Here is a 24,934-nt window from a genome sequence, read left to right as displayed (position 1 = left end):
AGGTCGGCCGCGCGTCGGGAGTCGCCGATGAGCGCGGCGGACGGAGCGCGCGAACCGCACCACTCCACGCGGAACTCCCTGTCCGGCGGGCGGGTCGAGGGCTCCGTCGTCCAGGCGGGGGAGATCCACCATCTGACGGTCTACGGCGGTCCCGCCGAGGCACCCACCGCCCCGGCTCTCCCGGTGCCGCGCCAACTGCCCCCGACGCCACGCCGTTTGGTCGGGCGGGAGGACGACCTCGCGGCCCTGGACCGCGAGTTGGGAGACCCGCCGGGCGTCGCCGACGTCACGGTGGTCGTCACGGGCCCCGCCGGGGTGGGCAAGACCGCGCTCGCCGCCCAGTGGCTGCGCCGGCTGTCCGGCCGCTTCCCGGACGGCCAGCTCTACGCCGACCTGCGCGGCCACGCCCCGGGCGGGCCCGCCGACCCCGCCGAGGCGCTCGGCGGGTTCCTGCGCGCCTTCGGCATCGCCCCGGTGCCCGGCAGCCTCGCCGAGGGCGCGGCACTCTGGCGCTCCCTCGCCGCGGAACGCCGGATCTCCGTCCTGCTCGACAACGCCTCCACCGCCGCCCAGGTCCGGCCGCTGCTGCCCGGCTCGGAGCACGCCGTGGTCGTGGTGACCAGCCGCCGCCGGCTCACCGGGCTGGGCATAGACGGTGCCGTGTTCCGGCCGGTCGGACTGCTCTCGGGCGACGCGTCGGTGCAACTGCTGGCCCAGCGGGTCGGTGCGGAGCGGGTGGCCCGCGAACGGACCGCCGCCGCCCAGGTGGTGGAGCGCTGCGGCCGGCTCCCGCTGGCCGTCTGCCTGGCGGCGGCCCGGATCGCCGCCCGTCCGGTGCAGCCGCTCGCGGCCACCGCCGAAGCCCTCGGACAGGAGTCCCAGGGGCTCGCCGCGCTCGACGTCGAGGGGGAAGCCGTGCGGCACGCACTGGACGCGTCCTTCGAAGTGCTGGGGGCGGACACCGTCCGGCTGTACGGGCTGCTCGGTCTGCTGCCGTTCCCCGTGTTCACGCTGGACGTGGTCTGCGCGGTCGGCGGCCTGGCCCCGGGCGAGGCCGATCGGTTGCTGGACGGGCTGATCGACGTCCATCTGCTGGAGGAGATGGAGGGCGGATTCCGCTTCCACGACCTGGTCAAGCTGCATGCCCGGGCGCGCGCCGAGGAGGTGCGCGGGCTGGCCGAGGGCGGGGCCGCCGTCGACCGGGTGCTCGACTGGTACCTCGCCCGCACCACCGCCGCGGAGGCGCTGCTGAGCCCGAGCCACCGCACCCTGCGCCGCGACTACACGGTCGAACCGGGCCCCCGCGCGCGGGAGTTCGCCGACGAGTCGGCCGCCCTCGGCTGGCTCGACGCCGAGACCGGGCGGCTCGCCGACACCGTCCGCTGGGCCGCCGCCCTCGGCCGGGCGGCCACCGCCTGGCAGCTGGTCGACGCCATGTGGCCGCTCTTCCTGCGGTTGCGCCCGGCCCGGCTGTGGATCGAGGCGCACCGGATCGGGCGGGAGGCCGCCCGGGCGGCCGGGGACCGGGCGGGCGAGCTGCGGATGCTCACCTCCGGCGGCACCGGTCTGCGCAACGCGGGCGCGGGGGAGGAGGCCGCGGAGTGGTTCACCGAGGCACTGGAGCTGGCCCGCGAGATCGGCGAACCGCTCGTCGAGGCGGACGCCCTCTACGGCTTGAGCCAGACCCACCGGACGGCGGGCCGGCTCGCCGAGGCGGCCGACTGCCTGCGGGAGACGGCGGCCCTGCGGGAGTCCCGGGGCTACGGCCGTGGCACCGCGCTCGCCCGGCTGGCGCTCGGTGAGGTGCTGATCGTGGCCGGCCGCCCGGACGAGGCGGTACCCGTCGTCATGGAGGCCCACCGGGTCCTGGCCGCCGTCCCCGCGCCCTACGAGGCCGCGCGGGCGCTGGCCTTCCTCGGCCGGGCGCACGTCGCGCTCGGCGCCCACGACGAGGCCGACCGCTGCTACGCGGAGGCGCTCGCCGAGTTCCGCGCGGGCCGGGCCCGCCATTGGGAGGCCCGGGTGCTCGAACTTCTCGGCGACCTGGCCCGGGCCCGCGGTGACCTGGTCGGGGCGGCGGCCCGCTACGGCGAGTCCTTCGCCCGCTACCGGGCCCTGGTCGCGCCCGACGCGGCCCGGGTCGAGGCCGCCCTCGTCGCCCTGGCGGCCCCGCCCGCCACCGGCTGAGCGCCCGTCCGCACCCGCCGCGTCACCGCGGTCCGGCCGCGGACCCCTGGCCGGCCGGTCGGCCCGCGTACCGGCACCCACTCCGGTACGCGGGCCGCCGGGCGGCCGAGGTCGGTCAGGCACCGTGCCGGGTTCCCGGGCGCGGGGCCGGAGCGACCGGCACGCGGAGCTCGGCCAGCGCGACCAGCTCGGTGAGCGCGCCGCCGGTGGCGAGCCACGCGTGGGCGAGCGAGCCGAGGACCAGCCCCGGGACGGACGGGGAGGCGCGCAGTGCCAGCCGTCCGCCGGTCCGGGCGAGGACGAACGAGGTGCCGTCCGTGCCGTCGGCGGTGGCGACCGCGCAGCCGGGGAAGGCCCGGAGGACGGCGGAGAGCCGGTCCCGGGCCCGGACCGGGCCGGTGCGGCCGAGGTGGAGCACGTCGGCGTGGCGACGCCGGTGCGCGGCGCCCGGTGCGGTGAGGTCGAGCGCCAGGTGCTCGTCGAGGAAGCAGCGGGGCGCGGGCGACCCGGCCGGGCGGACGGTGCCGAGCAGCCAGGACCGGACCCCGGCCGGGGAGTGGATCCGCGCCTCGAAGCCGGTGCCGGGCACCCCGGCCGGCGGCGTCGCGCCGTCGACCGGGGTGAGCAGCACGGTGCGGAACGCGGCGTGCGGCACGGCGCGCGGCGGAGTCACCGCCGGCCCTGCCCGGCCCGGCCGGTCGCGCCGCTCCTCGGCCACAGCGGTGCCGGCAGCGGCAGGACGGGGGGCTCCGGCAGGTGGGCGGGTTCGCCCAGACCGAGGACGCGGTAGAGCAGCCGCCGCATCCGGCGGTCGAACCGGCCCGGTTCGGAGCTGATCCGGGCGGCGATCGCCGCGTACTCGGACCGCCGGTACTGCCGGGCGGCGTAGTCGAGCTGGGAGGTCAGCGGATGGGCGGGGCTGAGCGCGGGCGCGGTCCGCGCGAGCAGGGCCCCGGGCGAGCGCGGGTTGACGTCGCGGTGCGGGTACTCGGCGAGCAGGATCGGCGCGGCGGTCATGGTGCCGTAGAGGGTGACGGAGCCGTGGTCCCCGATCACGAAGTCGGCGGCGACCAGCAGCGGGCGCCAGTCCTCCTCCGGTCCGAGCACGGTGACCGCCCCGCGGGCGGTGGCCGTCGCCCAGGAGCGGACGGCCCACGGACCGTGGGCGGCGGCCACATTGGGGTGGACCAGCAGCGCGGTGCGGTACCCGCGCCTGGGCAGTTCGCCGGCCAGCCGCGGCAGGACGGCGTCGAGCCGGGTGAACAGCGAGCCGCTGCCCCAGGTGGAGCAGACCAGCACCAGGCGTTCGCCCGGCCGCAGCCCGAGCGCGGCCCGGTAGCGTTCGCGGTCGGGGAGGGCGGCGGCGATCCGGTCGTAGCAGCCGTCCCCCACCACCTCGGTGATCGGCAGCGCCTCGGGGCAGCCCCGGCCCACTTCGGCGCGCTCCTCCTCGTGCGCGAGGGCGAAGGCGGCGGGCACCACCCGGCCGTTGCGGACGAGGTACTCGGGCCCCAGCCCGGACACCGTCCGCGCGGTGCCGGTGCCGGTGCCGGTGCCGGTGCCCGTGCCCGTGTCGGCTCCGGTGCCCGTCCCGGCTCCGGTCCCGGCCGGCGACAGCTTGATGTGCCCGGCCCCGTGCGGCAGCCGGACCAGCGGCCCGCGCAGCTGCTCCAGGCCCTGCGAACCGGCCGCGAGCACCAGGTCGAACTCCCGGCGGACGGCCTCCGCCCAGGGCAGCACCGTGCCGCCGAGGCTCCGGAGGTGGGCGGCCGCTCCCGCGTTGAACGCGTGCGGTGCCACCGTGAACTGGACGTGCACCCGCAGGTCGGCGCCGAGCAGCGGGTAGATGTCGTGCAGCCGCTGGCCGTAGACCGTCGAGTGCACGACCACCAGCACCTCCTTGCAGTCGGTCAGCGTGGCCCAGCGGCGACCGCTCCCGGCCTTTCCGTGCCTGCTCTCTCCGTGGTCGACTTCCCCGTGCACCAAGGTCATGTCGTTCCCCCTCCTTGATCCCGGACCGGGGCCCCGGGTTCCGGTGGCCCCGACGGGGGTGTGCCCGGGTGTTCTGGCGGATTCCATGACGGTCCCTGGCGGGTGCTTGCGCAAAGCTTGCGGCGGCCTTGCCCCCGGTCGGTCCGGGCCCGGGAGGAGGGAAGGGTACTGAGTTCCTTTACCAGGGGTACTGAGTGCCGTATCCTCTTCGGAGAGCCTCTGACGCTGTGGAACGAGAGCCGACAGGGCAGGCCGGTCCGGGTGGTGCGACACCGCTCGCGGGGCACGGTCGGGCCTGGCCTGGCACTCAGTACCCTCGGCGGGCTGCGAGGCCGTGGACCAGTGCATCCGACCAGTGCACCCGTACCAGGAGAACCGCTCATGAGCTTGAGGATCGTTGTCTGTGTGAAGTACGTGCCGGACGCGACGGGTGACCGTCGTTTCGCGGACGACCACACCACCGACCGGGAGGGCGTGGACGGCCTTCTGTCGGAGCTGGACGAGTACGGGGTGGAGCAGGCGCTGCGGATCGCGGAGGCGAACGAGGGTGCCGAGGTGACCGTGCTGACGGTGGGTCCGGACGACGCGAAGGACGCGCTGCGCAAGGCGTTGTCGATGGGTGCGGACAGGGCCGTGCACGTCAATGACGAGGACATCCACGGTTCCGATGTGATCGGGACGTCGGCGGTGCTGGCGAAGGCGCTGGAGCGGACCGGGTTCGACCTGGTGATCGGTGGTATGGCGTCGACGGACGGCACGATGGGTGTGCTGCCGGCGCTGCTGGCGGAGCGGCTGGGTGTGCCGCAGCTGACGCTGCTGTCGGAGGTGTCGGTCGAGGGCGGCGCGGTGAAGGGCCGTCGGGACGGCGACTCGGCGACGGAGCTGGTGGAGGCGGCGCTGCCGGCGGTGGTGTCGGTGACGGACCAGTCGGGCGAGGCGCGCTACCCGTCGTTCAAGGGGATCATGGCGGCGAAGAAGAAGCCGGTGGAGTCCCTGGACCTGGACGACCTGGGCATCGAGGCCGGCGAGGTCGGTCTGGCGGGCTCGTGGACGGCGGTGGAGTCGGTGACGGCGCGTCCGGCGCGCACCGCGGGCACGGTCGTCAAGGACGAGGGCGAGGGCGGCAAGGCGCTCGCGGGCTTCCTCGCCGACCAGAAGTTCATCTAGTCCCACCCGTTCGCGCATCCCTGCTGCCCCACCCCACAACACGGAGACATCGAGCAATGGCTGAGATCCTCGTCCTGGTCGACCACGCCGACGGCGCGGTCCGCAAGCCGGCCCTGGAGCTGCTGACCCTGGCCCGCCGCATCGGCGAGCCGTCGGCGGTCGTCCTCGGCGCCGGCGACAAGGCGGCCGAGCTGGCCGCCAAGGCCGCCGAGTACGGCGCCGCCAAGGTGTACGTCGCCGACGGCGCCGAGTTCGCCGACCAGCTGGTCGTCCCGAAGGTGGACGCGCTGGCCCAGATCGCCAAGGCCGCCGACGTCGCCGCGGTGCTGGTCACCTCCTCCGGCGAGGGCAAGGAGGTCGCCGCCCGCGTCGCCCTGCGGATCGGCTCCGGCCTCATCACCGACGCCGTCGACGTGCGCGCCGGTGACAACGGCCCGGTCGCCACCCAGGCGGTGTTCGCCGCCTCGTACACCGTCGACTCCCGCGTCAGCAACGGCGTGCCGGTCATCGCGGTGAAGCCGAACGCCGTCGCTCCGGAGGCCGCCCCGGCCGCGGGCGCGGTGGAGGACGTCACCGTCGCGTTCACCGGCAACGCCGCCAAGGTCGTCTCGCGCACCCCGCGCGTGTCCTCCGGCCGCCCGGAGCTGACCGAGGCCGCGATCGTGGTCTCCGGCGGCCGCGGCGTCGGTGCCGCCGAGGGCTTCGGCGTGGTCGAGGAGCTCGCCGACGTGCTCGGCGCGGCGGTCGGTGCCTCGCGCGCCGCCGTCGACGCCGGCTGGTACCCGCACAGCAGCCAGGTCGGCCAGACCGGCAAGCAGGTCTCCCCGCAGCTCTACATCGCCAACGGCATCTCCGGTGCGATCCAGCACCGCGCCGGCATGCAGACCTCGAAGACCATCGTGGCCGTCAACAAGGACCCCGAGGCCCCGATCTTCGAGCTCGCGGACTACGGCGTGGTCGGCGACCTGTTCGAGGTCCTGCCGCAGCTCACCGGCGAGGTGAAGGCCCGCAAGGCCTGACACCGGCCTGACACCGGCTCGAGACCGGCCAGGTTTCCGGAAGGGGCGTGGCACCGAGTACCCCGGGGTACTCGGTGCCACGCCCCTTCTCGTGCGCCGTCCGGTGCTCGCCGCACCGCGAGAGCCGCGGCCCCCTGGGGGAGCCGCGGCCGCCGTCACTCCGCGAACGCCGCCAGGTGCTGGGTGAACCCGCCCTGGTTCGGCGGCAACGGCCGGGGTTCGAGGACCGGCACCCGCTCCGGCTCCTCCGGCGACAGCACCGTCAGCTCCGGCTGCTCCACGCCCTCGGCCGCCCCGCTGAGCCGGACCCTGGTGCCCACCGGCACGGTGGAGCGCAGGCCGGTGACGATGCACCAGACGTCGAAGCCCTCGGACATCCGGATCAGCGACTTCTGCCGGGCCAGCGGCGTACGGGCCTGCTCGACGGCGCACCGCCGCACCACCCCGGTGCCCTCGCTGCGCTCCAGCCGCAGCTCGGTGGAGCCGCAGGTGGGGCAGAGCAGTCGCTGGAAGGTCGGATTGTGACACCAGTCGCAGCGCTGGAAGTACAGCGGAACGCTCTCGGTGTCGGCGTCGATGGCTGAGTGGACCACGGTGTCATCTCCCTGCGTTCGTACGGGGCCCGGTGCTACGGCTACCGCCAAAAAGAGGATAGGGAACTCAGTGCCGCTCTGTGAAGGCACTGAGTTCCCTTTTCCTTGCGCACGTGCATAATGAAGGGTACTGAGTACCGTCGTGAACGTCGTGAAACAGGAGTGGCCGCTCATGAGCCAGGACTTCGATCTCTTCCGGATCTCCGAGGAGCACGGGATGCTCCGTGAGGCGGTGCGGTCGCTGGCGGAGGCGAAGATCGCTCCGTTCGCGGCGGAGGTGGACGAGGTGGGTCGGTTCCCGCAGGAGGCGTTGGACGCGCTGCAGGGGAACGATCTGCATGCGGTGCACGTGCCGGAGGAGTTCGGTGGTGCGGGGGCGGACGCGCTGGCGACGGTGATCGTGATCGAGGAGGTGGCGCGGGTGTGCGCCTCGTCGTCGTTGATCCCGGCGGTGAACAAGCTGGGGTCGTTGCCGGTGCAGTTGTCGGGTTCGGAGGAGATGAAGGCGAAGTACCTGGGGGCGCTGGCGCGTGGGGAGGGGATGTTCTCGTACTGCCTGTCGGAGCCTGAGGCGGGTTCGGACGCGGCGGGGATGAGGACGCGTGCGGTGCGGGACGGGGACTTCTGGGTACTGGACGGGGTGAAGCGCTGGATCACCAACGCGGGCGTGTCGGAGTTCTACACGGTGATGGCCGTGACGGACCCGGAGAAGCGGTCGAAGGGGATCTCGGCGTTCGTGGTGGAGAAGGGCGACGCGGGGGTGTCGTTCGGTGCGCCGGAGCGCAAGCTCGGCATCAAGGGGTCGCCGACGCGTGAGGTGTACTTCGACAATGTGCGGATCCCGGCGGACCGGATGATCGGCGCGGAGGGCACGGGCTTCGCGACGGCGATGAGGACGCTGGACCACACCCGGGTGACGATCGCGGCCCAGGCGCTGGGCATCGCGCAGGGGGCGCTGGACTACGCCAAGGGCTATGTGCGGGAGCGCAGGCAGTTCGGCAAGCCGATCGGTGACTTCCAGGGTGTGCAGTTCATGCTGGCGGACATGGCGATGAAGCTGGAGGCGGCGCGCCAGCTCACCTATGCGGCGGCGGCGAAGTCGCAGCGGGGGGACGGGGACCTGACGTTCTTCGGTGCGGCGGCGAAGTGTTTCGCGTCGGACGCGGCGATGGAGATCACGACGGACGCGGTGCAGTTGCTGGGCGGGTACGGGTACACCCGGGACTACCCGTTGGAGCGGATGATGCGGGACGCGAAGATCACGCAGATCTACGAGGGCACCAACCAGATCCAGCGCATCGTGATGGCCCGCAACCTCCCGTAGCCCGGCCCCTCCCGACCCGTCGGGAGAACCGCCCTCGGGCACCCGGACCACGGCCGCGCACGGGCCGGTCCGGGTGTTCGAGGCCGATGCTATGTTCCGGGAATGAGCGAGAAGGAAGAGCAGGACCAACCGATGAACGACGGGCAACCGAAGCCCGCGATGCGTGAGGCACTGGTTGCCGCCGCCTTCGAGCTCTTCCTGGAGCGCGGCTTCGAACAGACCACGATCGACGACATCGTCTCGCTCGCCGGAGTCGGCCGGCGCTCCTTCTTCCGCTACTTCCCGGCCAAGGAGGACGTGGTCTTCCCCGACCACGAGCGCGGCCTCGCCGAGATGACGGAGTTCCTGGAGTCCGGCAGCGGCGACGAGGACCCGGTCCGGCACGCCTGCGACGCGGCCCGGCTGGTCCTGCGGATGTACGCCGAGCAGCCCTCCTTCTCCGTCCAGCGCTACCGCCTCACCCGCAAGGTGCCGGGCCTGCGCGCCTACGAGCTGTCCGTCGTCTGGCGCTACGAGCACACCCTCGCGCACTACCTGCGCGGCCGGTTCGCCGGACGCCCGGAGGGGCCGCTGCGGGCCGACGTCGTCGCCGCCGCCGTGGTCTCCGCGCACAACCACGCCCTGCGCACCTGGCTCCGCTCCGGCGGCGAGAGCGACTGGGTGACCGAGGTCGACCGGGCGATGACCTTCGTCACCGACACCTGGGGCGAGCGCCCCGCCGCCGGCGGTCCGCCGGCGGGCGGCGCCGGACCGGAGGAGCAGGACGACGAGGTCGTGGTGCTGGTCGCCAGCCGCCGGGCCCCGCTCTGGCGGATGGTCCAGGGCATCGAGAGCGCCCTCGGCGACCCCCGCCGCGTCCAGCAGGACCGACCTCTCGGTCTGTCTGTCCCACCATCACCCTGATGGCGCAGGCCCGGCGGGACGCGCCGGGCCCGGAGCCGCGGCTGCCGTGCGCGGCCCCCGACGGCGGGCGAGACTCGGTCGCAGGACGTGGCCGGAGCCGGACCGGCGCGGGGAACGCGACGGAGGCGGACGATGCCCGAGCCGAGCGACGGTCCGAGCGGGGGCGAGGACCCGACGGCGAGGCCCGGCCCGACGGCGAGGCCCGGCCCGACGGCGGGCAGCGGCCCGCCGTCCCCGCCCGCCCAAGCGGCCCCGACCCTGCACGGCGTGCTGCTCACCAAGGGCTACCTCGGCCTGCTGGTGATCTCGGCCCTGGTCGGCGTCCCGGTCTCGCTGGCCGCCTTCTGGTTCGTGGGTCTGGAGCACCAGCTCCAGCACTGGGTCTGGGAGAGCCTGCCCGACGCCCTCGGCCTCGACCGCGCCCCCTGGTGGTGGCCGCTGCCCGCGCTGCTGCTGGCCGGACTGCTGCTCGCGCCGATCGTCACCCGGGTGCCCGGGCGCGGTGGCCACATCCCGGTGGACGGCCTGGGCGGTCCGCCCGCCCCGCCGAGGACCGTGCCCGGCGTCGTGCTGGCCGCACTCGCCTGTCTGCCGCTCGGCGCGGTGCTGGGCCCGGAGGCGCCGCTGATGGCCATGGGCGCCGGGCTGGCGCTGCTCGCCGTCCGGCCGTCGCGCCGCGCGGCCCGGCCGCAGATGGTGCCGGTGCTGGGCGCGGCCGGTTCGGCGGCGGCGATCTCCACCATCTTCGGCAGCCCGCTGGTGGCCGCCGTGATGATGATCGAGGCGGCCGGCCTGGGCGGGCCGCAACTCCTGCTGCTGATCATGCCCTGCCTGCTGGCGAGCGGGGTCGGCGCGCTGGTGTTCACCGGCTTCGGCCACTGGACCGGGCTCTCGGTCGGCGCCCTGTCGCTGCCCTCGGAACCGCCCGCCGGGATCCCCGACCCGGGCGACTTCCTGTGGGGCCTGCCGGTCGCGGTCGCGGTCACCGTGGTCTGCGTGTCCGGCCAGCTGCTCGGCCACCGGGTCAAGGCGTTCACCGTCGGCGACCCGGGGCGGGCCGTGCCGCCGCCGACGATCCGGCAGACGGCCCTGCGCACGGTGCTGTGCGCGGTCGCGGTCGGCGGCTGCATCGCCGCGTACGCGCTGCTGACGGGCCGCTCGCCGGAGGAGGCGGCGCTCTCCGGCCAGGCCACCCTGGGCACCCTGGCCGCGAACCCGGCGGCCTGGTCGGTGTTCGCGCTGCTGATGCTGACGCTCTGCAAGACCGCCGCCTGGGGCATCGCCCTGGGCAGCCTGCGCGGCGGCCCGATCTTCCCGGCGGTGCTGATCGGCGCCGCCCTCGGGGTGGCCTGCGGTCCGCTGCCCGGCCTCGGCGTCGAGTCGGGCCTGGCCGTCGGCCTGGCCGCCGCGGCCACCTCGGTCACCCGGCTGCCGGTCACCAGTACGGTGCTGGCGGCCGAGCTGCTGGGGCCGGACGCACCCGATTCGCTCCCGCTGCTGCTGGTGACCGCCGTGACCTCCTTCGTGGTCGGCGAACTGCTGCGCGGGCAGATCGAGCGGCGCACACCGGCGGCGGCCGCCCGGGCCGGCTGAGGGGCCCGCGGCGCCGGCGTCAAGACCGATCCGCTTTCTCCACTCCTTCGAGGTAATGCGAGGTTCGGGGCCGTCACCCCGGGCAATCCCGCTCCCATGACGACCTCCTCGCCGCACCGCCGCGGCCGCCGCTCCACCGACCGCCGTTCCACCGACCGCCGCCCCCGCCGCCCGCTCCCCGCACCCCCGCCGAGCGCGGCCCGGCCGGGTACTCCCGTGCCCGCACCCGCGCCGGCACCGTGTGCCCCGCCGGCCGCCGCCTGCTGCGCCGTCTCCACCAGTGAGCGCCGCTCGCTCGGCGGGACGGTCATCCGCACCCACCGCCACCACCCCCGCTGCCCGGTCTGGGCCGCCCGCTGAAAACCCGGTGCCCGCCGTCGCCGCCCGGTGGTAGAACAGGCCGGACGCCGAGGGGGACACATGTCGGAAGCCGACGAGCCGATCCACGAGTACCTGGTGGACGAGGCGGCGCTGCGCCCGGGCGGGCGAGTGCTCGACCTCGGCTGCGGCACCGGCCCCACCCTGGCCGTCTTCTCCCGACGCCACCCCGACGCCCGGCTGTTCGGCCTCGACCACTCGGCCGACAGCGTCGCGACCGCCCGGCGCCTGCTGGCGGACCACCCCGGCGGCATCGGCATCGGGACGGCGGACCTGGCCCGCCCGCTCCCGCTGCCCGACCACGACCTCGACGCCGCGGTCTCCTACAACGTGCTCGAATGCCTGCCGGACCCGGCCGCGCTGCTCGCCGAGACCGCCCGGGTGCTGCGGCCCGGCGGCCGGGCGGTGCTGGCACACGTCGACTTCGACTCACTGGTGATCGCCGGTGCGGACCGGGACCTCGACCGGCGGATCTGCCACGCCTTCACCGACGACCAGCAGTCGTGGATGGACCACGTGGACGGGCGGATCGGCCGCAAGCTCCCGGGCCTGGTCCGGAACTCCCCGCTGCGGCTCGGACGGGTCCACCCGGTCGTCACCAGCTCCACCGAGCTGACCGGCCACGCCGCCCGCCGGATCGAGGGCATCCGCCACGCCCTGACCACCGCCGCCGAGGAGGGCCGGGGCACCCTCTCCCGGGCGGAGATCGGGACCTGGCACACCGCCGTCCACCTCGCCGCCGCCCAGGGCCGCTTCTTCCTCGCCGAAACCGCCGTCACCGTAACCGCCCACGCCCCCTGACCGGCGCCCTCCCCGCACCCCACGGCCCGCTCGCGCCGCGGCGCGGAAAAGGAAAGGGACCCCGGACGAATCCGGGGTCCCTTTCGTGATGTGCCACGAGGTTTTGCGATCGGTCGCGTCATTGGTCACGCCGCTGGGGAAAACGAAAAAGGCCCCAGACGAATCTGGGGCCTTCCGCTGTGTCCGAGGGGGGACTTGAACCCCCACGCCCGATAAAGGGCACTAGCACCTCAAGCTAGCGCGTCTGCCATTCCGCCACCCGGACGGGGTGTTGTCCTCGCGGCTTCCTTCTGTTCGTCGGCCGCGCTGACAGATGTAACTGTAGCAGTGATCCGCTGCCGGTCCCAAAACGGGTCGGGGCGGGGGAGTGGGGGTTGCGGCGGTGTGTCGGCGTGTTTCCTGGGGGTGGATCCGGGTCGGGGGCTGGGAGAGGATGGGCGGACGTGCTCGTGCGACCCGGGTGCAGGTCCTGGGGCGCCGCTGGGGTGCCGGTGCGGGCCAGAGACGAGGAGTGACCGTGAGCGAGCGGAGCGAGTCGAAGGTGACGGGGGAGTCCGAGGTCGCCGACATCTGCCGCGATCTGATCCGGATCGACACCAGTAACTACGGCGACGGTTCCGGTCCGGGCGAGCGGAAGGCGGCCGAGTACGTGGCCGAGCAGCTCGCGGAGTTCGGCCTCGAACCGCAGATCATCGAGTCCGCCAAGGGGCGGGCCTCCACCGTCGTCCGGATCGAGGGCGAGGACCGGTCCCGGCCGGGCCTGCTGATCCACGGGCACACCGACGTCGTGCCGGCCAACGCCGCGGACTGGACGTACGACCCGTTCTCCGGCGAGATCGCGGACGGCTGCGTCTGGGGGCGCGGCGCGGTCGACATGAAGGACATGGACGCCATGACCCTGGCCGTGGTGCGCGACCGGCTGCGCACCGGCCGCAAGCCCCCGCGGGACCTGGTGCTGGCCTTCCTCGCCGACGAGGAGGCGGGCGGCACCTACGGCGCGCGGTACCTGGTGGACAAGCACCCGGGGCTCTTCGAGGGCGTGACCGAGGCGATCGGCGAGGTCGGCGGCTTCTCCTTCACCGTCAACGACCGGAACCGGCTCTACCTGATCGAGACGGCCGAGAAGGGCATGCACTGGATGCGGCTCACGGTCGAGGGCCGGGCCGGGCACGGGTCGATGGAGAACAACGACAACGCCATCACCGAGCTGTGCGAGGCGGTCGCCCGCCTCGGGCGGCACGAGTTCCCGCTGCGCATCACCAAGACCGTCCGGGCCTTCCTCGACGAGCTGTCGGACGCGCTCGGCGTCGAGCTCGACCCGGAGAACATGGACGAGACGCTCCGGGTGCTCGGCGGCATCGCCAAGATGATCGGCACCACGCTGCGCAACACCGCCCAGCCGACCATGCTCGGCGCCGGCTACAAGGTGAACGTCATCCCCGGCCAGGCCACCGCGCACGTGGACGGCCGCTTCCTGCCCGGCTACGAGGAGGAGTTCCTGGCCGAGCTGGACAGCGTGCTCGGCCCGCGGGTGAAGCGGGAGAGCCTGCACTCGGACAAGGCGATCGAGACGAGCTTCGACGGGGCCCTGGTCGAGGCGATGCAGACCGCGCTGCGCGCCGAGGACCCGATCGCCCGCGCGGTGCCGTACTGCCTGTCCGGCGGGACGGACGCGAAGTCCTTCCAGGACCTCGGGATCCGCTGCTTCGGCTTCGCCCCGCTCCAGCTGCCGCCGGAGCTGGACTTCGCCGGGATGTTCCACGGGGTGGACGAGCGGGTGCCGGTGGACGGTCTGAAGTTCGGCGTCCGGGTGCTGGACCGGTTCCTCGACGCCTGCTGACCAGCCTGCCGAGTTGTCTGCCGACCGGTCTGCGGACCGGTCGGCCGGCCGGGACGGGAGCCGCACGGGAGCCGCAGGGCGGTCCGCCGTGCGGCTCCCGTGTTTCCGGTCGGACACCGCCCCCGGCAGTTCGATGACATGTTCGTCGTATCACCGGTCCGGGTGAATGCAACGTCTGTTCCGTACCCCGTTTGCCGCAACCCTCGTTCCTTCCTGTGACGGCCCGGAGCCGATATCCGGGTGTTCATACAGGAGGAATGATGAAGGTCAAGAAGATCGCCGCCGTTGCCGCCGCCACCGGTGGTCTGGTGCTCGCCGTCGCCGGTGCGGCCTCCGCCCACGGCGGGGCCGGTGCCGAGGGTGTGGCCGCCGGTTCCCCGGGCGTCGTGGCCGGCAACCAGATCCAGATCCCGGTGCACATCCCGGTCAACCTGTGCGGCAACACCATCAGTGTGATCGGCGTGCTGAACCCGGCGTTCGGCAACCACTGCGCGAACGTCTGATCCTCGGTCGGTCGTTGAGTCGGGCCCCCGGGCGGCGTACGCGCCGCGCCGGGGGCGCCTGCGTTTCCGGGGCCGCCCCCGGAGCGACCCATGGCATCCCTCGAAAGAGTGAATGGGGGCCGCACGGCTCAACCTCCTTGAGGGTTGCTTCGTTTTCTCCCATGCAGCCGAGGACCTCTCCGCCCAATCGGAAATTCCGACTTTCGGAAGGTCGTCACGTCGTCTCGAAATGTCAGGGGAAAATATGAGGAACGCAGCCAAGAAGGGGCTCCTCACGGCCGTGGCCACCGGCAGTGTGCTGGCCTCGACAGCCGGCTACGCCAGCGCGACCGCCGGTGCGGAGGGCGCGGCGGTGGGTTCACCGGGTGTCGCCTCCGGGAACTCGGTGCAGGTGCCGGTGGAGGTGCCGATCAACGCCTGCGGCAACACGGTCGACGTGGTCGGCGTGCTGAACCCGGCGTACGGCAACAACTGTGCCAACGCCTCCGGGCATCACGGCGGCGGCGCGCACGCGGGCGGTGGCAAGTCGGCCTCGGGTTCGAGCGCCTCCGGCGCGGCCACCGGGTCGCCCGGTGTCGCCGCCGGGAACAGCGTCCAGGCCCCGGTGCACATCCCGGTCAACGCCTGCGGCAACTCGGTCGACGTGGTCGGGGCCGCCAACCCGGCCTTCGGCAACGACTGCGCCAACACGGCCGCGCCCGCGCACACCGCTCCGCCCGTCACGCCCGACGAGGACTGCCCGGAGGAGCACGGCCCGCACAACCCGCCGCCGCCCGCCACCACCGGCCACCCGTCCACCCCGCCGGTCACCCAGACCCCGAGCAGCGGCGAGACCACGCAGGGGACCCCCAGGAACGGCGGCCCCTCGGAGGCCACGCCGTCCGGCGGCGGGGCGACCGGTGCGAGCGGGACGGCCACGACCCCGGCCAGTGCTCCCGGCGTTCCGCAGGCCCGCCCGGCGGCCGCGCGCACCGGAAGCCCGTCCGCGGCCCCGACCGCCGCCACGGCGGGCAGCCAGCTCGCCTCCACCGGCGCCGGTGACACCGAACTGCTCGGCGCGGCCGGTCTGGCCCTGCTGATCGGCGGCGGCGTGCTCTACCGCCGCGCCCGCGCCGGCGCCCGCTGAGCAACTCCGGCGCCGGACTCTCCGGCACACCGGCCCCGGGCCCCACGGCCCGGGGCCGGTGCCGTGCCGTCAGGGGCTCCAGTGCCTTCGGGGCCTTCAGGGGCCCGGCAGAGGCCGGAAGGGGCCGGGAGGGCAGCGCCGCCGGTCCGGACGCGGCACCCCTGCGGCGTCCCGGCCCCGTACAGCCGCCGTACGCCCGCCGTCACCGGCTCCGCGCCGGCACGGGCAGCGGCTCCGCACCCGCACGGGCTCCGGACGGTCACCGGCCCCGGACCGTCACCAGCTCCGTACCTGCCGGATGATCCGCCGACGCAGCAGCACCGTTCGGCTGCCGTCCGGGAGCAGTCGGAGCCGGTCGAGCTCCCAGTGCCCGTACTCGGCGTGATCGGTGAGAAGTTGGCGTGCCGCGTTGCGGGACGTCCCGCGCGGCATGCGCAGCGACTGGTACTCGTACTCCGGCTGCCGGACCAGCTTCGGTGGGGTCAAAATGCTCCTCCTGTGGGACGCCTCCGAGCAAGCCTACGGCCTGCCTCCGACAGCGGGCCCGGGTATTTTCGGCCGCCCCGGCCCGCACCTGACTGACTGGACATCAGTTCCGTTGCTGCTGTGGTCGGCATACCCCCGGCGCGCCGGGCGAAGCGACTCCGGGGCGGGCCCGCGCGTGCGCCCGGCGTGCGCCGTCGAGCGCTTTCCGGCGGGGGACAGATGCATGCGGAACGGACATCAAGGGGGAAGTTGCGGTGAAATCGCGGGTGTAGGTGACAACCGCTGTGCGTACCGGCACCGGGGGGAGATAGCGTCTGCACCATGTCTGATGCCGCGCAGCCCACCATTGCCGAGGTACGCGCCGCCGCCGAGGCGGTCAAGGCCGCCATCGACCGTCATCTGGAAGCGGTGTCAAGCCCCAGCGCAGCGGACGATTCCGCTGTGTCCACCGCCTACGAGCAGCTCGCGACGGCGGCCATCGCGTACGACCAACTCCTGTACGAGGTCTACGACGAGGTGACCCCCTTCGAGGTCCCCGGCGACGAGGGCCCGGGCGGGTACCACGGACCCGAACAGCCCGAGGCGATCAGCGTGCTGATCCGCCGCGACTACCACATCGTCGACCCGAAGCGGCTGCGTGCCCAGGCCGAGCGGCTGGACGACTCGCTGACCCCGGAGGGGGCCTCGGGCGACGGGGTGAACGCCGCGATCGGCGTGCTGTTCGGCGAGTTCGAGCCGGACGAGATCGCCGCCCGCAGCGAGGAGTTCGGGCTGGAGGAGGGCGACTCCACGCTCTGGGTGGCGGCAGCCGAGCCGAGCGAGCCGGGGGAGTGGCTGCCGGAGCCGTTCGAGCACGCGGACCCGCAGCTGCTGATCTGCCGCTTCGACGTCAGCGAGGTCTACGACGACGAGGACCTCGACGACTGACCCCTGTCCCGCCCCGCGCGCCCGGCGCGCGGGGCGGGGGCCCGCTCAGCCGGCGGCGGCGCCGAGCTGGGCGAGGAGTGTCGTGTTGTCCTCGAGGTGCCAGTCCTCGGTGATCCGCCGCGCGCCGACGTGCTGGATGTCGATCGCGGCGAACTCCACGGCCTGCCCGCGACCGGCCCGTCCCTGGAACACCCCGGTGAAGTGACCTCGGAACACCAGCCGGGCGGTGAGCCTGTCCCCGGTGACCAGGAGGTCGGCCAGCTCGCACCGGAGGTCGGGCACGGCGGCCCGGAAGGCGCGCGAGGCGACGGCCGGGCCGGTGGGCCCCTGCGGCCGCCCCGCCGGGAGGGTGTTGTCCCGGAAGTCCCGGTCGACGGCGGCGTCCAGATAGCGCTGCTCCCCGGTGTTCCAGAACGTGTAGAGCTGCTGGGCCAGCCGGATCTCCTGCGCGGCCCGGCGGGCCCCCAGCGAGCCGTCCACGGTGAGCGCGAGCGGCCGGACGAGGTCGGGCGAGCGGTCCACCAGCCGCCAGGCCCGGTCCGTGCCCGGGGCGGAGGCCCGGTCGGCGGAGTCGCGGGCGGTGGCGGCGGTCGCACCGCCGAGGACGGCGCCGACGGCGAGCAGGGCGGCCAGGGAGCCGGCGAGGGTCGCGGAGGCGGGGCGGGAGCGGCGCTTCGGACGCATGGTTTCGGACGTTCCTCTCGGGGGACGGCCGGCGCGGAGGTGCGCGCCGGGGGACGTCCTCACCCTCCGTCGGCCCGGTGGCATGCGTCCAAGGCTTGCTTTCTACCGGAACGATGAATCCTGTTCATGGCCGGAGGGCCGGAGGGCCGGGAGGGCGCCCCGGTCGGCGGCGGGTGGGAAGGCCGAGGGCCCCCTCGTACGTCCGAGGACGTACGAGGGGGCCCTCCGTGCGGACCGGACGCCGTTCGGGCCCGTCAGTACTCCTGCGCGGCGTTCTCGGCGAGGATCGCGCGCAGCCGCGTGGTGCGCGGCGCGGCCGGGCGCTCGGCGACGGCCTGCGGGAGCGCCGGTCCGGCGGCGTGGACCACCGAGAGGTGCCGCTCGCCCCGGCCGAACGCCGTGTACACCCACTGCCGGCTGAGCGCCGCCGCCGCGTCGTCCGGCACGACCACCACCGCGCCCGGCCAGTGCCGGCCGACCGCCTGGTGGACGGTCAGCGCCCAGCCGTGCCGCAGCTTCTGGGCCTCGGCGGGCGCGACGGTGCGGCGGCTGCCGTCCGGGTACTCCAGGTGCAGGCCGGCGGCGTCGCCGTCGACCACCCGGGCCAGCCGGGTGTGGCCCGGCGCGGGCGAGTCGGCGACCCGGTCGCCGGGGTCGAAGCCGGCGAACCGGCCCGGGCCCGGGTTGAGCCTGGCCTTGGCGGCCGCGTTCAGCGCGCGGGTGCCGCCCCCGCCGCCGTGGCCCGGGGTGAGCAGGACGACCTGCTCGGACGGGATGCCGAGGGCGCGCGGGATGGAGTCGGTGAGCAGCTGGACGGCGCGGTGGACGGCCTCCGCGCTGTCCTTGGCGGTCAGGATGACCACCTCCTTGTCCGGCGCCTCGACCGGCTGCAGCTCGCCGATGCCGATGCCGGAGACCAGCTCGCCGATCGGGCCGAAGTCCGGCGTGCGGGAGGCGACGGCCGGGCAGACCTTGGCGGTGAGCAGGTCGGCGAAGAACCGGCCCGGACCGGCGGACCACAGCTGGCCCGGGTCGCCGCTGAGCACCAGCCGGGTGCCGTCGGCCAGCGACTCCAGCAGGGTCGCGGCCAGCTCGACGTCCAGCAGCGGGGCGTCCAGCACGACCAGCAGGTCGAGCGCGAGCATGCCGTCGGGGGACCGGCCGGGGCCGGCGGCGCCGGCGAGCAGCTCGGCCAGCGTGGCGACGGGCGCGGGGGCCGGGGTGTCGGCGAGCGGGGCGAGCGCGGCGAAGGCGTCGCGGCCGTGGTCGGTCCAGGTGGCGGCCCAGGCGCGCAGCCCGAGGCCGGTGGCCGAGGCCAGCAGGGCGGCCGGCTCGGCGCGGGCGGCCTCGCCGCCGGTGTGCAGGACGAGCGCGCTCCCGGCGGCGGCCCGGACCAGGGCGGCCGCGGAGGAGGACGGGGCGGCCGCGGCGGCGGCCTCCCAGGCGGCCGGACCGGGCGCGGCGGGTGCCTGCGGGGCGGCGTCGGTGTCGGTCTCGGCTTCGGCGTCGGCTTCCGCGGCGTCGGCTTCCGCGGCGTCCGCCTCCGCGAGGGCTCCGGCTTCCTCCGCGGACCCGCTGTCGGTCCCGTCGCCGGTCTCCTCGGTCTCCCCGGTGGCCCCGTCGGCCTCCTCGTGGTCCTCGCCGGGCACGAAGGTGGACATCAGCCGGACCAGGCCGTCCGCCAGGCTCTCCTCCGCCAGCGCGAGTCGCTCCAGGGCGAGCAGGGTCCGGGTCGGCGGCTCGTCCTCGTCCTCGCCGCCCGCCGCGTGCGCCTCGGCCCCGGTGAGCTCCTCCTGGAACGGCATCGCGCGGCCGTCGAGCACCGCGGCCTGCACGGCGGCGGCGGAGTCCGGTACCCCGAGGCGCTCCAGCCCGGCGGTCACCTCCCCGATCTCCAGGGCGGAGTGGCCGCGCAGCGCCGCCTGCTCCAGCAGCCAGCCGACCAGCGCCTGCGCCCGCCGCGGGTCGCCCGGACCGGCGGCCGGGCCGAGCAGGCCGCGGGCGAAGCCGTCCGCGTGCTCGGGGCGGACGCCGGGCAGGGAGAGCACGGCCCACGGGTCCTCGCGGAGCTGCTCGGCCGCGCCGTCGCCGAACACCGACACGGCGGCGGTGGCCAGCTCGGCCGGGGCGCCGCCCGCGCCGAGCACCTCGGCGGTCGCGCGGAGCGCCTGTGCCCGCTGCTCGTCGGTCACCACCCGACCGGTGCCGGTGCCGTCCGCGGGGGTGGCGGGAGCCGCCCCGCCCTCCGACGACGGGTCGGCCGAGTCGGCCGAGGACGCGGCGGCGCCCGGGCCGGAGCGGCCCACCGAGCGGACCCGCTCGGCCAGCGCCGCGACGGCGGCGGCCCGGTCCGCGGCGTCGCCGCCGGGACCGGCCGCGTCCGGCACCGCCGCGCCCGCGTCCGCCGGGCCCGACTCCGGGTCCCCGTCCGTCGGGCCCGTCTCCGGGCCCGCCGCCTCGACGCCCCCGTCCGCGTCCACCGGCCCCCGCTCCGCCGACGCCTGCGCGGGCACGGCGCCGCCCGTGTCCGGACTCATCGAGGACTCCTCCGGGGCGCCGTTCTCCGCGTCAGTCATCGTCCGCTCCACAAAAGCTCAACTCCACTGCTGGGTACCGGCCGCCCCTGCTGCGGGCGGTCGGCGGTTCGGGCCGGTCCGGGGCCGCGCGGGGCGGCCGGGTCGGCGGTCGGTCGGTTCGGGCAGGCTCGGGCGCGGGGTGGAGCGACCGCTACAGCTCGCTCCACCCCTGGTCGGGGTAGCGGTGGACCGGCGCCGAGATGTCGTCGAGCGCACCGCGGATCTCCTCCGGAAGCGTAAGCGCCTCCACCGACAGCGCCGCCTGCAGCTGCGCCACCGTACGGGCCCCGACCAGTGCGCTCGCCACCCCGGGGCGGTCCCGGACCCAGGCGAGCGCCACCGCCAGCGGGCTGCTGGCGAGTCCGTCGGCGGCGGTCGCGACGGCGTCCACGATCCTCCGGGGACGCTCCCCGAGGTACGGCTGGACGAACCCGGCCAGGTACGGGGAGGCGCCGCGCGAGTCCTGCGGCAGCCCGTGCCGGTACTTGCCGGTCAGCACGCCGCGCCCGAGCGGGGAGGCGGCGAGCAGCCCGACCCCGGCGTCCAGGGCGGCGGGCAGGGCCTCCCGTTCGATGCCGCGCTGGAGCAGCGAGTACTCCAGCTGCGCCCCGGCCAGCGGCACCCGCCCGTGATGGGCGTTCTGCCAGGTGGCGGCCTTGGCCAGCTGCCAGCCGCTGAAGTCGCAGACCCCGACGTAGCGGGCCCGGCCGGAGGAGACGGCGATGTCGAGGGCGCTGAGGGTCTCCTCGACCGGCGTGGCCGGGTCGAAGGCGTGCACCTGCCAGAGGTCGACGTAGTCGGTGCCGAGCCGGCGCAACGAGGCGTCGAGCGCGGCGAGCAGGTGCCCGCGCGAGCCGTCGAAGCGGCGGGCGGCCGGGACGCTGCCGGCCTTGGTGGCGATGACCAGGTCGGAGCGGGGGACGAGGCTGTCGGTGAGCCGGGACAGCAGGTACTCGGCGTCGCCGTCGGCGTAGACGTCGGCGGTGTCGACGAGGTTCCCGCCGGCGTCGACGAACTCCTTGAGCTGTTCCGCGGCCTCCTGCTCGTCGGTGGCGCGGCCCCAGGTCATGGTGCCGAGGCCGAGCCGGGAGACCTGCAGCCCGGTGCGGCCGAGGTGACGCTTTTCCATCGGACGTGCCCTCTTACTGGCCGTAGGTGCGGTGGCGGCGCGGCGCCACCGGCCGGCACCGCGGCCGCACGGCCGGGACGACGGGGACGAACGCGCAGGTGGGGCGAGGCGCCCCCACGTCGGCTGAGCGTAGCGGCCGGTGCCCGGGCAGGTGTGCAGACCCGCAGGACGACCCCGGCCCCCGCCGCAGGACCACCCCGGCCCCCGTGGGGCTCGCCCCCGGGCCCCGCCACGCGGCCGGAATGTGACCCGGCCCACTCCTACCGGCCAGTAGCATGTCCGCCGAACGCGCCGCTACCCTCGCGGAACAACCGACTGGAAGGCAGTGCCCATGCGACTCGGCATCAACCTCGGCTACTGGGGACTCGGCATGGACGCCGACAACATCGCCGTCGCCCAGGAGGCCGACCGGCTCGGCTACTCGGTCTGCTGGGCCGCCGAGGCCTACGGTTCGGACGCGGCCACCGTGCTGTCCTTCGTCGCCGCCCGGACCGAGCGGATCGACGTGGGCTCGGCGATCTTCCAGATCCCGGCCCGCACCCCGGCGATGACCGCGATGACCGCCGCCACCCTGGACACCCTCTCCGGCGGCCGCTTCCGGCTCGGCCTCGGCGTCTCCGGCCCCCAGGTCTCCGAGGGCTGGTACGGCGTGAAGTTCGACAAGCCGCTGGCCCGCACCCGCGAGTACGTGGAGATCATCCGCAAGGCGATGTCCCGCGAGCGGCTGGTCCACGAGGGCGACCACTGGACGCTGCCGCTGCCCGGCGGCCCCGGCAAGCCGATCAAGCTCACCGTGCACCCGGTGCGCGAGCACATCCCGCTGTACATCGCCGCGATCGGCCCGAAGAACCTGGAGCAGACCGGCGAGATCGCCGACGGCTGGCTCGGCATCTTCTTCGACCCGGCGCACGCCGCGCTCTCCCTCGACCCGCTGAAGGCCGGCCGGGTCCGGGCCGGCGCCGAGACCGGCCGGGAGTTCGAGGGCTTCGACGTCTGCCCCACCGTTGCCATCGCGGTCGGCGAGGACATCAAGGCGGGCGTCGACTCGCAGCGCTCGTACACCGCGCTCTACATCGGCGGCATGGGCAGCAAGGAGAAGAACTTCTACAACCAGCTCGCCCGGCGGATGGGCTACGAGCAGGCCGCCGACGAGGTCCAGGAGCGCTACCTGGCCAGGGACTACGCGGGCGCGGCCGCCGCCGTCCCGCACGAGCTCATCGACGCCACCTCGCTGATCGGCGACACCGCCCGGATCGCCGACCGGATGCAGGCGTACGCCGACGCGGGCGTCACCACGCTCACCCTGGCCCCGGCCGGCTTCACCCTGGACGAGCGGATCACCGCGCTGCGCACCGGCGTCGCGGCGCTGGAGCGGGCCGGCCTGGCCTGACCGCCGAGGCCCGGGTGGCACCGTCCGACCGGCGACGGTGCCGCCCGGGAACGACCGGCGACGATGCCACCGGGGAACGACCGGCGACGATGCCACCGGGGAACGACCAGTGGCGGTGCCACTCGGGAACGACCGGCGACGGTGCCGCCCGGGAACGACCGGTGGCGGGGGAGCGACCGGCCCTACAGCCAGTCGTGCCGCTTGAACACCCGGTGCAGCAGCACGCAGACCACCACCATCAGCGACACCGCCGCCGGATAGCCCCAGGGCTGGTGCAGCTCGGGCATGTGCTCGAAGTTCATCCCGTACACGCCCGCGATCATCGTCGGCACGGCGGCCAGCGCCGCCCAGGCCGAGATCTTCCGCATGTCGTTGTTCTGCTGCACGCTGACCTGCGCCAGATTGGCGGCGAGGATGTCCGAGAGCAGCCGGTCCATCCCCTCCACCTGGTCGTTGGCCCGGGCCAGGTGGTCGGAGACGTCCCGCAGGTAGGGCTGCGCCTCGGCGCGGACGTGCGGCACCCCGTCGCGGTCCAGCCGCATCATCGGCTCGACCAGCGGGCCGGTGGCCCGGCGGACGGTGACCAGCTGCCGCTTGTAGCCGTAGATCCGGCTCGCGACGTCCCGGCCCACCCGGCCGGGGGCGAACACATCGGCCTCCAGTTCGTCGAGGTCGGCCTGGAGCCCGACCACCACGTCCACGTAGCCGTCCACCACCGCGTCGCAGACGGAGTGCAGCACGGCGCTCGGGCCGTACTTGAGCACCTCCGGGTGCTCCTCCAGCTCGGCCCGGAGGTTCCCGAGCGGGGTGTCGGTGCCGTGCCGGACGGTCATCACGAAGTCCTCGCCGACGAAGAGCATCACCTCGCCGCTGGTCACCGCGTGGCCGCCGGGGTGGTAGCCGAGGGTCTTGAGCGCGACGAACAGCGAGTCCTGGTACGCCTCCACCTTGGGCCGCTGGTGGGCGCCGACCGCGTCCTCGACGGCCAGCGGGTGCAGGCCGAACTCGTCGGAGACCTGGTCGAGTTCCTCGACGGTCGGCTCGAACAGGCCTATCCAGACGAAGCCGCCGCGCCCCGCCTTCCGCGCGGCGGCGAGGGAGCCGGCCGGACCGGCGGGCGTCGCGACCGGGCGGCCGTCCCGGTAGATGGCGCAGTGGACGATCATGCGCGCCATTCTCGCCCCTGGCGCCGTTCCGAAACATCCGCCGCGACGACGGTTCGCCCCGGCACGGGTCTCCACCGTCCCCCGCGTCCCCCGCGCCCCACCCCTGCCCCCGGTCCGGACCCCCGGGCGGCGCCCCCCGGCAGCGCCCCGACCAAGATCCGGAAGCCCGCCCGCCCCGGTCCGGGAGGCCGTAGGGTGGGCCCATGCCGACCCTGCTGCTCGTCCGCCACGGCCGCTCCACCGCGAACACCGCCGGAATCCTGGCCGGTTGGACGCCGGGTGTGGAGCTCGACGACACCGGGCGCGCGCAGGCCGCCGCGCTCGCCGACCGGCTCGCCCCGGTCCCGCTGGTCCGGGCGGTCAGCAGCCCGCTGGAGCGCTGTCGCCAGACCCTGGAGCCGCTGCTCGCGGCCCGCCCCGAGCTGGCCCGCCCCGAGCCGGCCGTTCCCGGGGCTGCCGCTTCCGGGGCGGACGGCTCCGAGCGCGCCGCCGCGGCGGGCGGGCCCGCGCTGGACGACCGGCTCGGCGAGTGCCACTACGGGGAGTGGACCGGCCGCCCGCTGGCCGAGCTCGCCAAGGAGCCGCTCTGGCGCACCGTCCAGGACCACGCGGCCGCCGCCGCCTTCCCCGGCGGCGAGTCGCTGCGCGAGCTGAGCCACCGCACCGTCGGCGCGGTCCGCGAGTGGAACGAGAGGATCGCCGCCGAGCACGGGGAGGACGCGGTCTGGATCGCCTGCTCGCACGGCGACGTGATCAAGGCCGTGGTGGCCGACGCGCTGGGCCTGCACCTCGACCACTTCCAGCGGATCAACGTCGATCCCTGCTCGGTCACCGCGATCCGCTACACCGCGCGCCGCCCGTTCGTGCTGAGGATGGGCGACACCGGCGATCTCGCCTCCCTCGCCCCCCGGCCCGCCGCCCACCCGGGCCACGACGGCCAGGCCGGTCCGAGCGGGGACGCCGTGGTCGGCGGTTCCACCGGCGCGGCCTGATCCGGCAGAATCCGGGAGACGGACCCCGGGCGGCCCGCCCCCGGGCTCGGCTCCCCGGCCCGGCCCGGGAGGTCGTAGGGTGACCAGTGGGCCCCGGCGCACCCCGCCGCGCACCCCGGGACCACCGGGCCCGACCCCGAACCCCGTGGCGTCCCCGA

The 24,934-nt window shown here is 74.9% G+C and carries 22 protein-coding genes and 1 tRNA gene; 14 read left to right on the top strand and 9 right to left on the bottom strand.

Translation table 11 applies throughout. The features are described from left to right. The first annotated feature begins 27 nt into the window (after positions 1-27). Complete coding sequence (locus ACW14Y_RS11240) at positions 28-2,187, top strand: ATP-binding protein (protein ID WP_456986636.1); 2,160 nt, start codon at positions 28-30, stop codon at positions 2,185-2,187. A gap of 115 nt (positions 2,188-2,302) precedes the next feature. On the opposite strand, the gene ACW14Y_RS11235 is transcribed toward ACW14Y_RS11240, so the two are convergent. Together ACW14Y_RS11235 and ACW14Y_RS11230 are read right to left on the bottom strand one after the other, a co-directional pair. Continuing rightward, complete coding sequence (locus tag ACW14Y_RS11235) at positions 2,303-2,860, bottom strand: hypothetical protein (RefSeq protein ID WP_456986635.1); 558 nt, start codon at positions 2,858-2,860, stop codon at positions 2,303-2,305. After that, the gene (locus ACW14Y_RS11230; RefSeq protein ID WP_456986634.1) at positions 2,857-4,179 is read right to left on the bottom strand and encodes a hypothetical protein; all 1,323 of its coding nucleotides are present in this window, start codon (positions 4,177-4,179) and stop codon (positions 2,857-2,859) included. Before ACW14Y_RS11230 ends, ACW14Y_RS11235 begins: the two co-directional genes overlap by 4 nt. Before the next feature lie 381 nt (positions 4,180-4,560). On the opposite strand from ACW14Y_RS11230, the gene ACW14Y_RS11225 reads away from it, so the two are divergent. Beyond that, on the top strand, positions 4,561-5,346 hold the full coding sequence (locus tag ACW14Y_RS11225; protein ID WP_380443473.1) for an electron transfer flavoprotein subunit beta/FixA family protein: 786 nt from the start codon (positions 4,561-4,563) through the stop codon (positions 5,344-5,346). A 56-nt stretch (positions 5,347-5,402) separates the two neighbouring features. Then, a complete protein-coding gene (locus tag ACW14Y_RS11220; RefSeq protein WP_456986633.1) occupies positions 5,403-6,365 on the top strand; it encodes an electron transfer flavoprotein subunit alpha/FixB family protein in 963 nt (320 codons plus the stop codon). Positions 6,366-6,520: 155 nt separating this feature from the next. Here ACW14Y_RS11220 and ACW14Y_RS11215 read toward each other — a convergent pair whose 3' ends face one another. Then, on the bottom strand, positions 6,521-6,958 hold the full coding sequence (locus ACW14Y_RS11215) for a PhlB family protein (protein ID WP_380308172.1): 438 nt from the start codon (positions 6,956-6,958) through the stop codon (positions 6,521-6,523). 172 nt (positions 6,959-7,130) lie between these two features. Here ACW14Y_RS11215 and ACW14Y_RS11210 point away from each other — a divergent pair, with 172 nt between their 5' ends. The 5 genes from ACW14Y_RS11210 to ACW14Y_RS11190 all read left to right on the top strand — a co-directional run bounded on the left by ACW14Y_RS11210 (position 7,131) and on the right by ACW14Y_RS11190 (position 11,957). After that, complete coding sequence (locus ACW14Y_RS11210) at positions 7,131-8,282, top strand: acyl-CoA dehydrogenase family protein (RefSeq protein ID WP_456986632.1); 1,152 nt, start codon at positions 7,131-7,133, stop codon at positions 8,280-8,282. Between the two features lie 102 nt (positions 8,283-8,384). Further along, on the top strand, positions 8,385-9,185 hold the full coding sequence (locus tag ACW14Y_RS11205) for a TetR family transcriptional regulator (protein WP_456986631.1): 801 nt from the start codon (positions 8,385-8,387) through the stop codon (positions 9,183-9,185). Between the two features lie 132 nt (positions 9,186-9,317). Then, a complete protein-coding gene (locus ACW14Y_RS11200; RefSeq protein WP_456986630.1) occupies positions 9,318-10,778 on the top strand; it encodes a chloride channel protein in 1,461 nt (486 codons plus the stop codon). Between the two features lie 96 nt (positions 10,779-10,874). Beyond that, entirely contained in the window at positions 10,875-11,138 is a 264-nt protein-coding gene (locus ACW14Y_RS11195) for a hypothetical protein (RefSeq protein WP_456986629.1), read from the top strand. Between the two features lie 60 nt (positions 11,139-11,198). Beyond that, the gene (locus ACW14Y_RS11190; RefSeq protein ID WP_456986628.1) at positions 11,199-11,957 is read left to right on the top strand and encodes a methyltransferase domain-containing protein; all 759 of its coding nucleotides are present in this window, start codon (positions 11,199-11,201) and stop codon (positions 11,955-11,957) included. A 180-nt stretch (positions 11,958-12,137) separates the two neighbouring features. On the opposite strand, the gene ACW14Y_RS11185 is transcribed toward ACW14Y_RS11190, so the two are convergent. Further along, positions 12,138-12,222, bottom strand: a tRNA-Leu gene (locus tag ACW14Y_RS11185). 252 nt (positions 12,223-12,474) lie between these two features. On the opposite strand from ACW14Y_RS11185, the gene ACW14Y_RS11180 reads away from it, so the two are divergent. The 3 genes from ACW14Y_RS11180 (at position 12,475) to ACW14Y_RS11170 (ending at position 15,426) form a co-directional block, all read left to right on the top strand. Beyond that, entirely contained in the window at positions 12,475-13,797 is a 1,323-nt protein-coding gene (locus ACW14Y_RS11180; protein WP_043471987.1) for a M20/M25/M40 family metallo-hydrolase, read from the top strand. Positions 13,798-14,057: 260 nt separating this feature from the next. Beyond that, a complete protein-coding gene (locus ACW14Y_RS11175) occupies positions 14,058-14,300 on the top strand; it encodes a chaplin (RefSeq protein WP_380308185.1) in 243 nt (80 codons plus the stop codon). Between the two features lie 244 nt (positions 14,301-14,544). Continuing rightward, positions 14,545-15,426, top strand: a complete 882-nt coding sequence (locus ACW14Y_RS11170) for a chaplin (RefSeq protein ID WP_380308187.1) — start codon at positions 14,545-14,547, stop codon at positions 15,424-15,426. Between the two features lie 276 nt (positions 15,427-15,702). Here the strand turns inward: ACW14Y_RS11170 and ACW14Y_RS11165 are convergent, their stop codons facing one another. Next, the gene (locus ACW14Y_RS11165; RefSeq protein ID WP_255360265.1) at positions 15,703-15,897 is read right to left on the bottom strand and encodes a DUF5703 family protein; all 195 of its coding nucleotides are present in this window, start codon (positions 15,895-15,897) and stop codon (positions 15,703-15,705) included. 336 nt (positions 15,898-16,233) lie between these two features. Here ACW14Y_RS11165 and ACW14Y_RS11160 point away from each other — a divergent pair, with 336 nt between their 5' ends. Continuing rightward, positions 16,234-16,839, top strand: a complete 606-nt coding sequence (locus ACW14Y_RS11160; protein ID WP_380308189.1) for a hypothetical protein — start codon at positions 16,234-16,236, stop codon at positions 16,837-16,839. A 45-nt stretch (positions 16,840-16,884) separates the two neighbouring features. On the opposite strand, the gene ACW14Y_RS11155 is transcribed toward ACW14Y_RS11160, so the two are convergent. The 3 genes from ACW14Y_RS11155 to ACW14Y_RS11145 form a co-directional block, all read right to left on the bottom strand. Continuing rightward, positions 16,885-17,523 carry an ester cyclase gene (locus ACW14Y_RS11155; RefSeq protein WP_380308191.1) on the bottom strand — a complete coding sequence of 213 codons (639 nt, stop codon included), beginning with the start codon at positions 17,521-17,523 and terminating at the stop codon, positions 16,885-16,887. A 254-nt stretch (positions 17,524-17,777) separates the two neighbouring features. After that, positions 17,778-20,099: a helix-hairpin-helix domain-containing protein gene (locus tag ACW14Y_RS11150; RefSeq protein ID WP_456986627.1), complete on the bottom strand. Its 2,322-nt coding sequence runs from the start codon at positions 20,097-20,099 to the stop codon at positions 17,778-17,780. 151 nt (positions 20,100-20,250) lie between these two features. Further along, positions 20,251-21,228: an aldo/keto reductase gene (locus ACW14Y_RS11145; protein ID WP_380308195.1), complete on the bottom strand. Its 978-nt coding sequence runs from the start codon at positions 21,226-21,228 to the stop codon at positions 20,251-20,253. A gap of 331 nt (positions 21,229-21,559) precedes the next feature. Between ACW14Y_RS11145 and ACW14Y_RS11140 the strand changes: the two genes are divergently transcribed. Further along, positions 21,560-22,618, top strand: a complete 1,059-nt coding sequence (locus ACW14Y_RS11140; RefSeq protein WP_380308197.1) for an LLM class F420-dependent oxidoreductase — start codon at positions 21,560-21,562, stop codon at positions 22,616-22,618. Positions 22,619-22,800: 182 nt separating this feature from the next. Here ACW14Y_RS11140 and ACW14Y_RS11135 read toward each other — a convergent pair whose 3' ends face one another. After that, positions 22,801-23,793, bottom strand: a complete 993-nt coding sequence (locus tag ACW14Y_RS11135) for a magnesium and cobalt transport protein CorA (protein WP_456986626.1) — start codon at positions 23,791-23,793, stop codon at positions 22,801-22,803. Positions 23,794-23,987: 194 nt separating this feature from the next. Between ACW14Y_RS11135 and ACW14Y_RS11130 the strand changes: the two genes are divergently transcribed. Beyond that, the gene (locus ACW14Y_RS11130; protein WP_380394052.1) at positions 23,988-24,776 is read left to right on the top strand and encodes a histidine phosphatase family protein; all 789 of its coding nucleotides are present in this window, start codon (positions 23,988-23,990) and stop codon (positions 24,774-24,776) included. Positions 24,777-24,934: the final 158 nt, after the last annotated feature.

The sequence above is a fragment of the Kitasatospora sp. cg17-2 genome (assembly GCF_054031055.1).
Note: the sequence above shows the minus strand (reverse complement) of the source record. Positions and strands in the feature narration are given on the sequence as shown.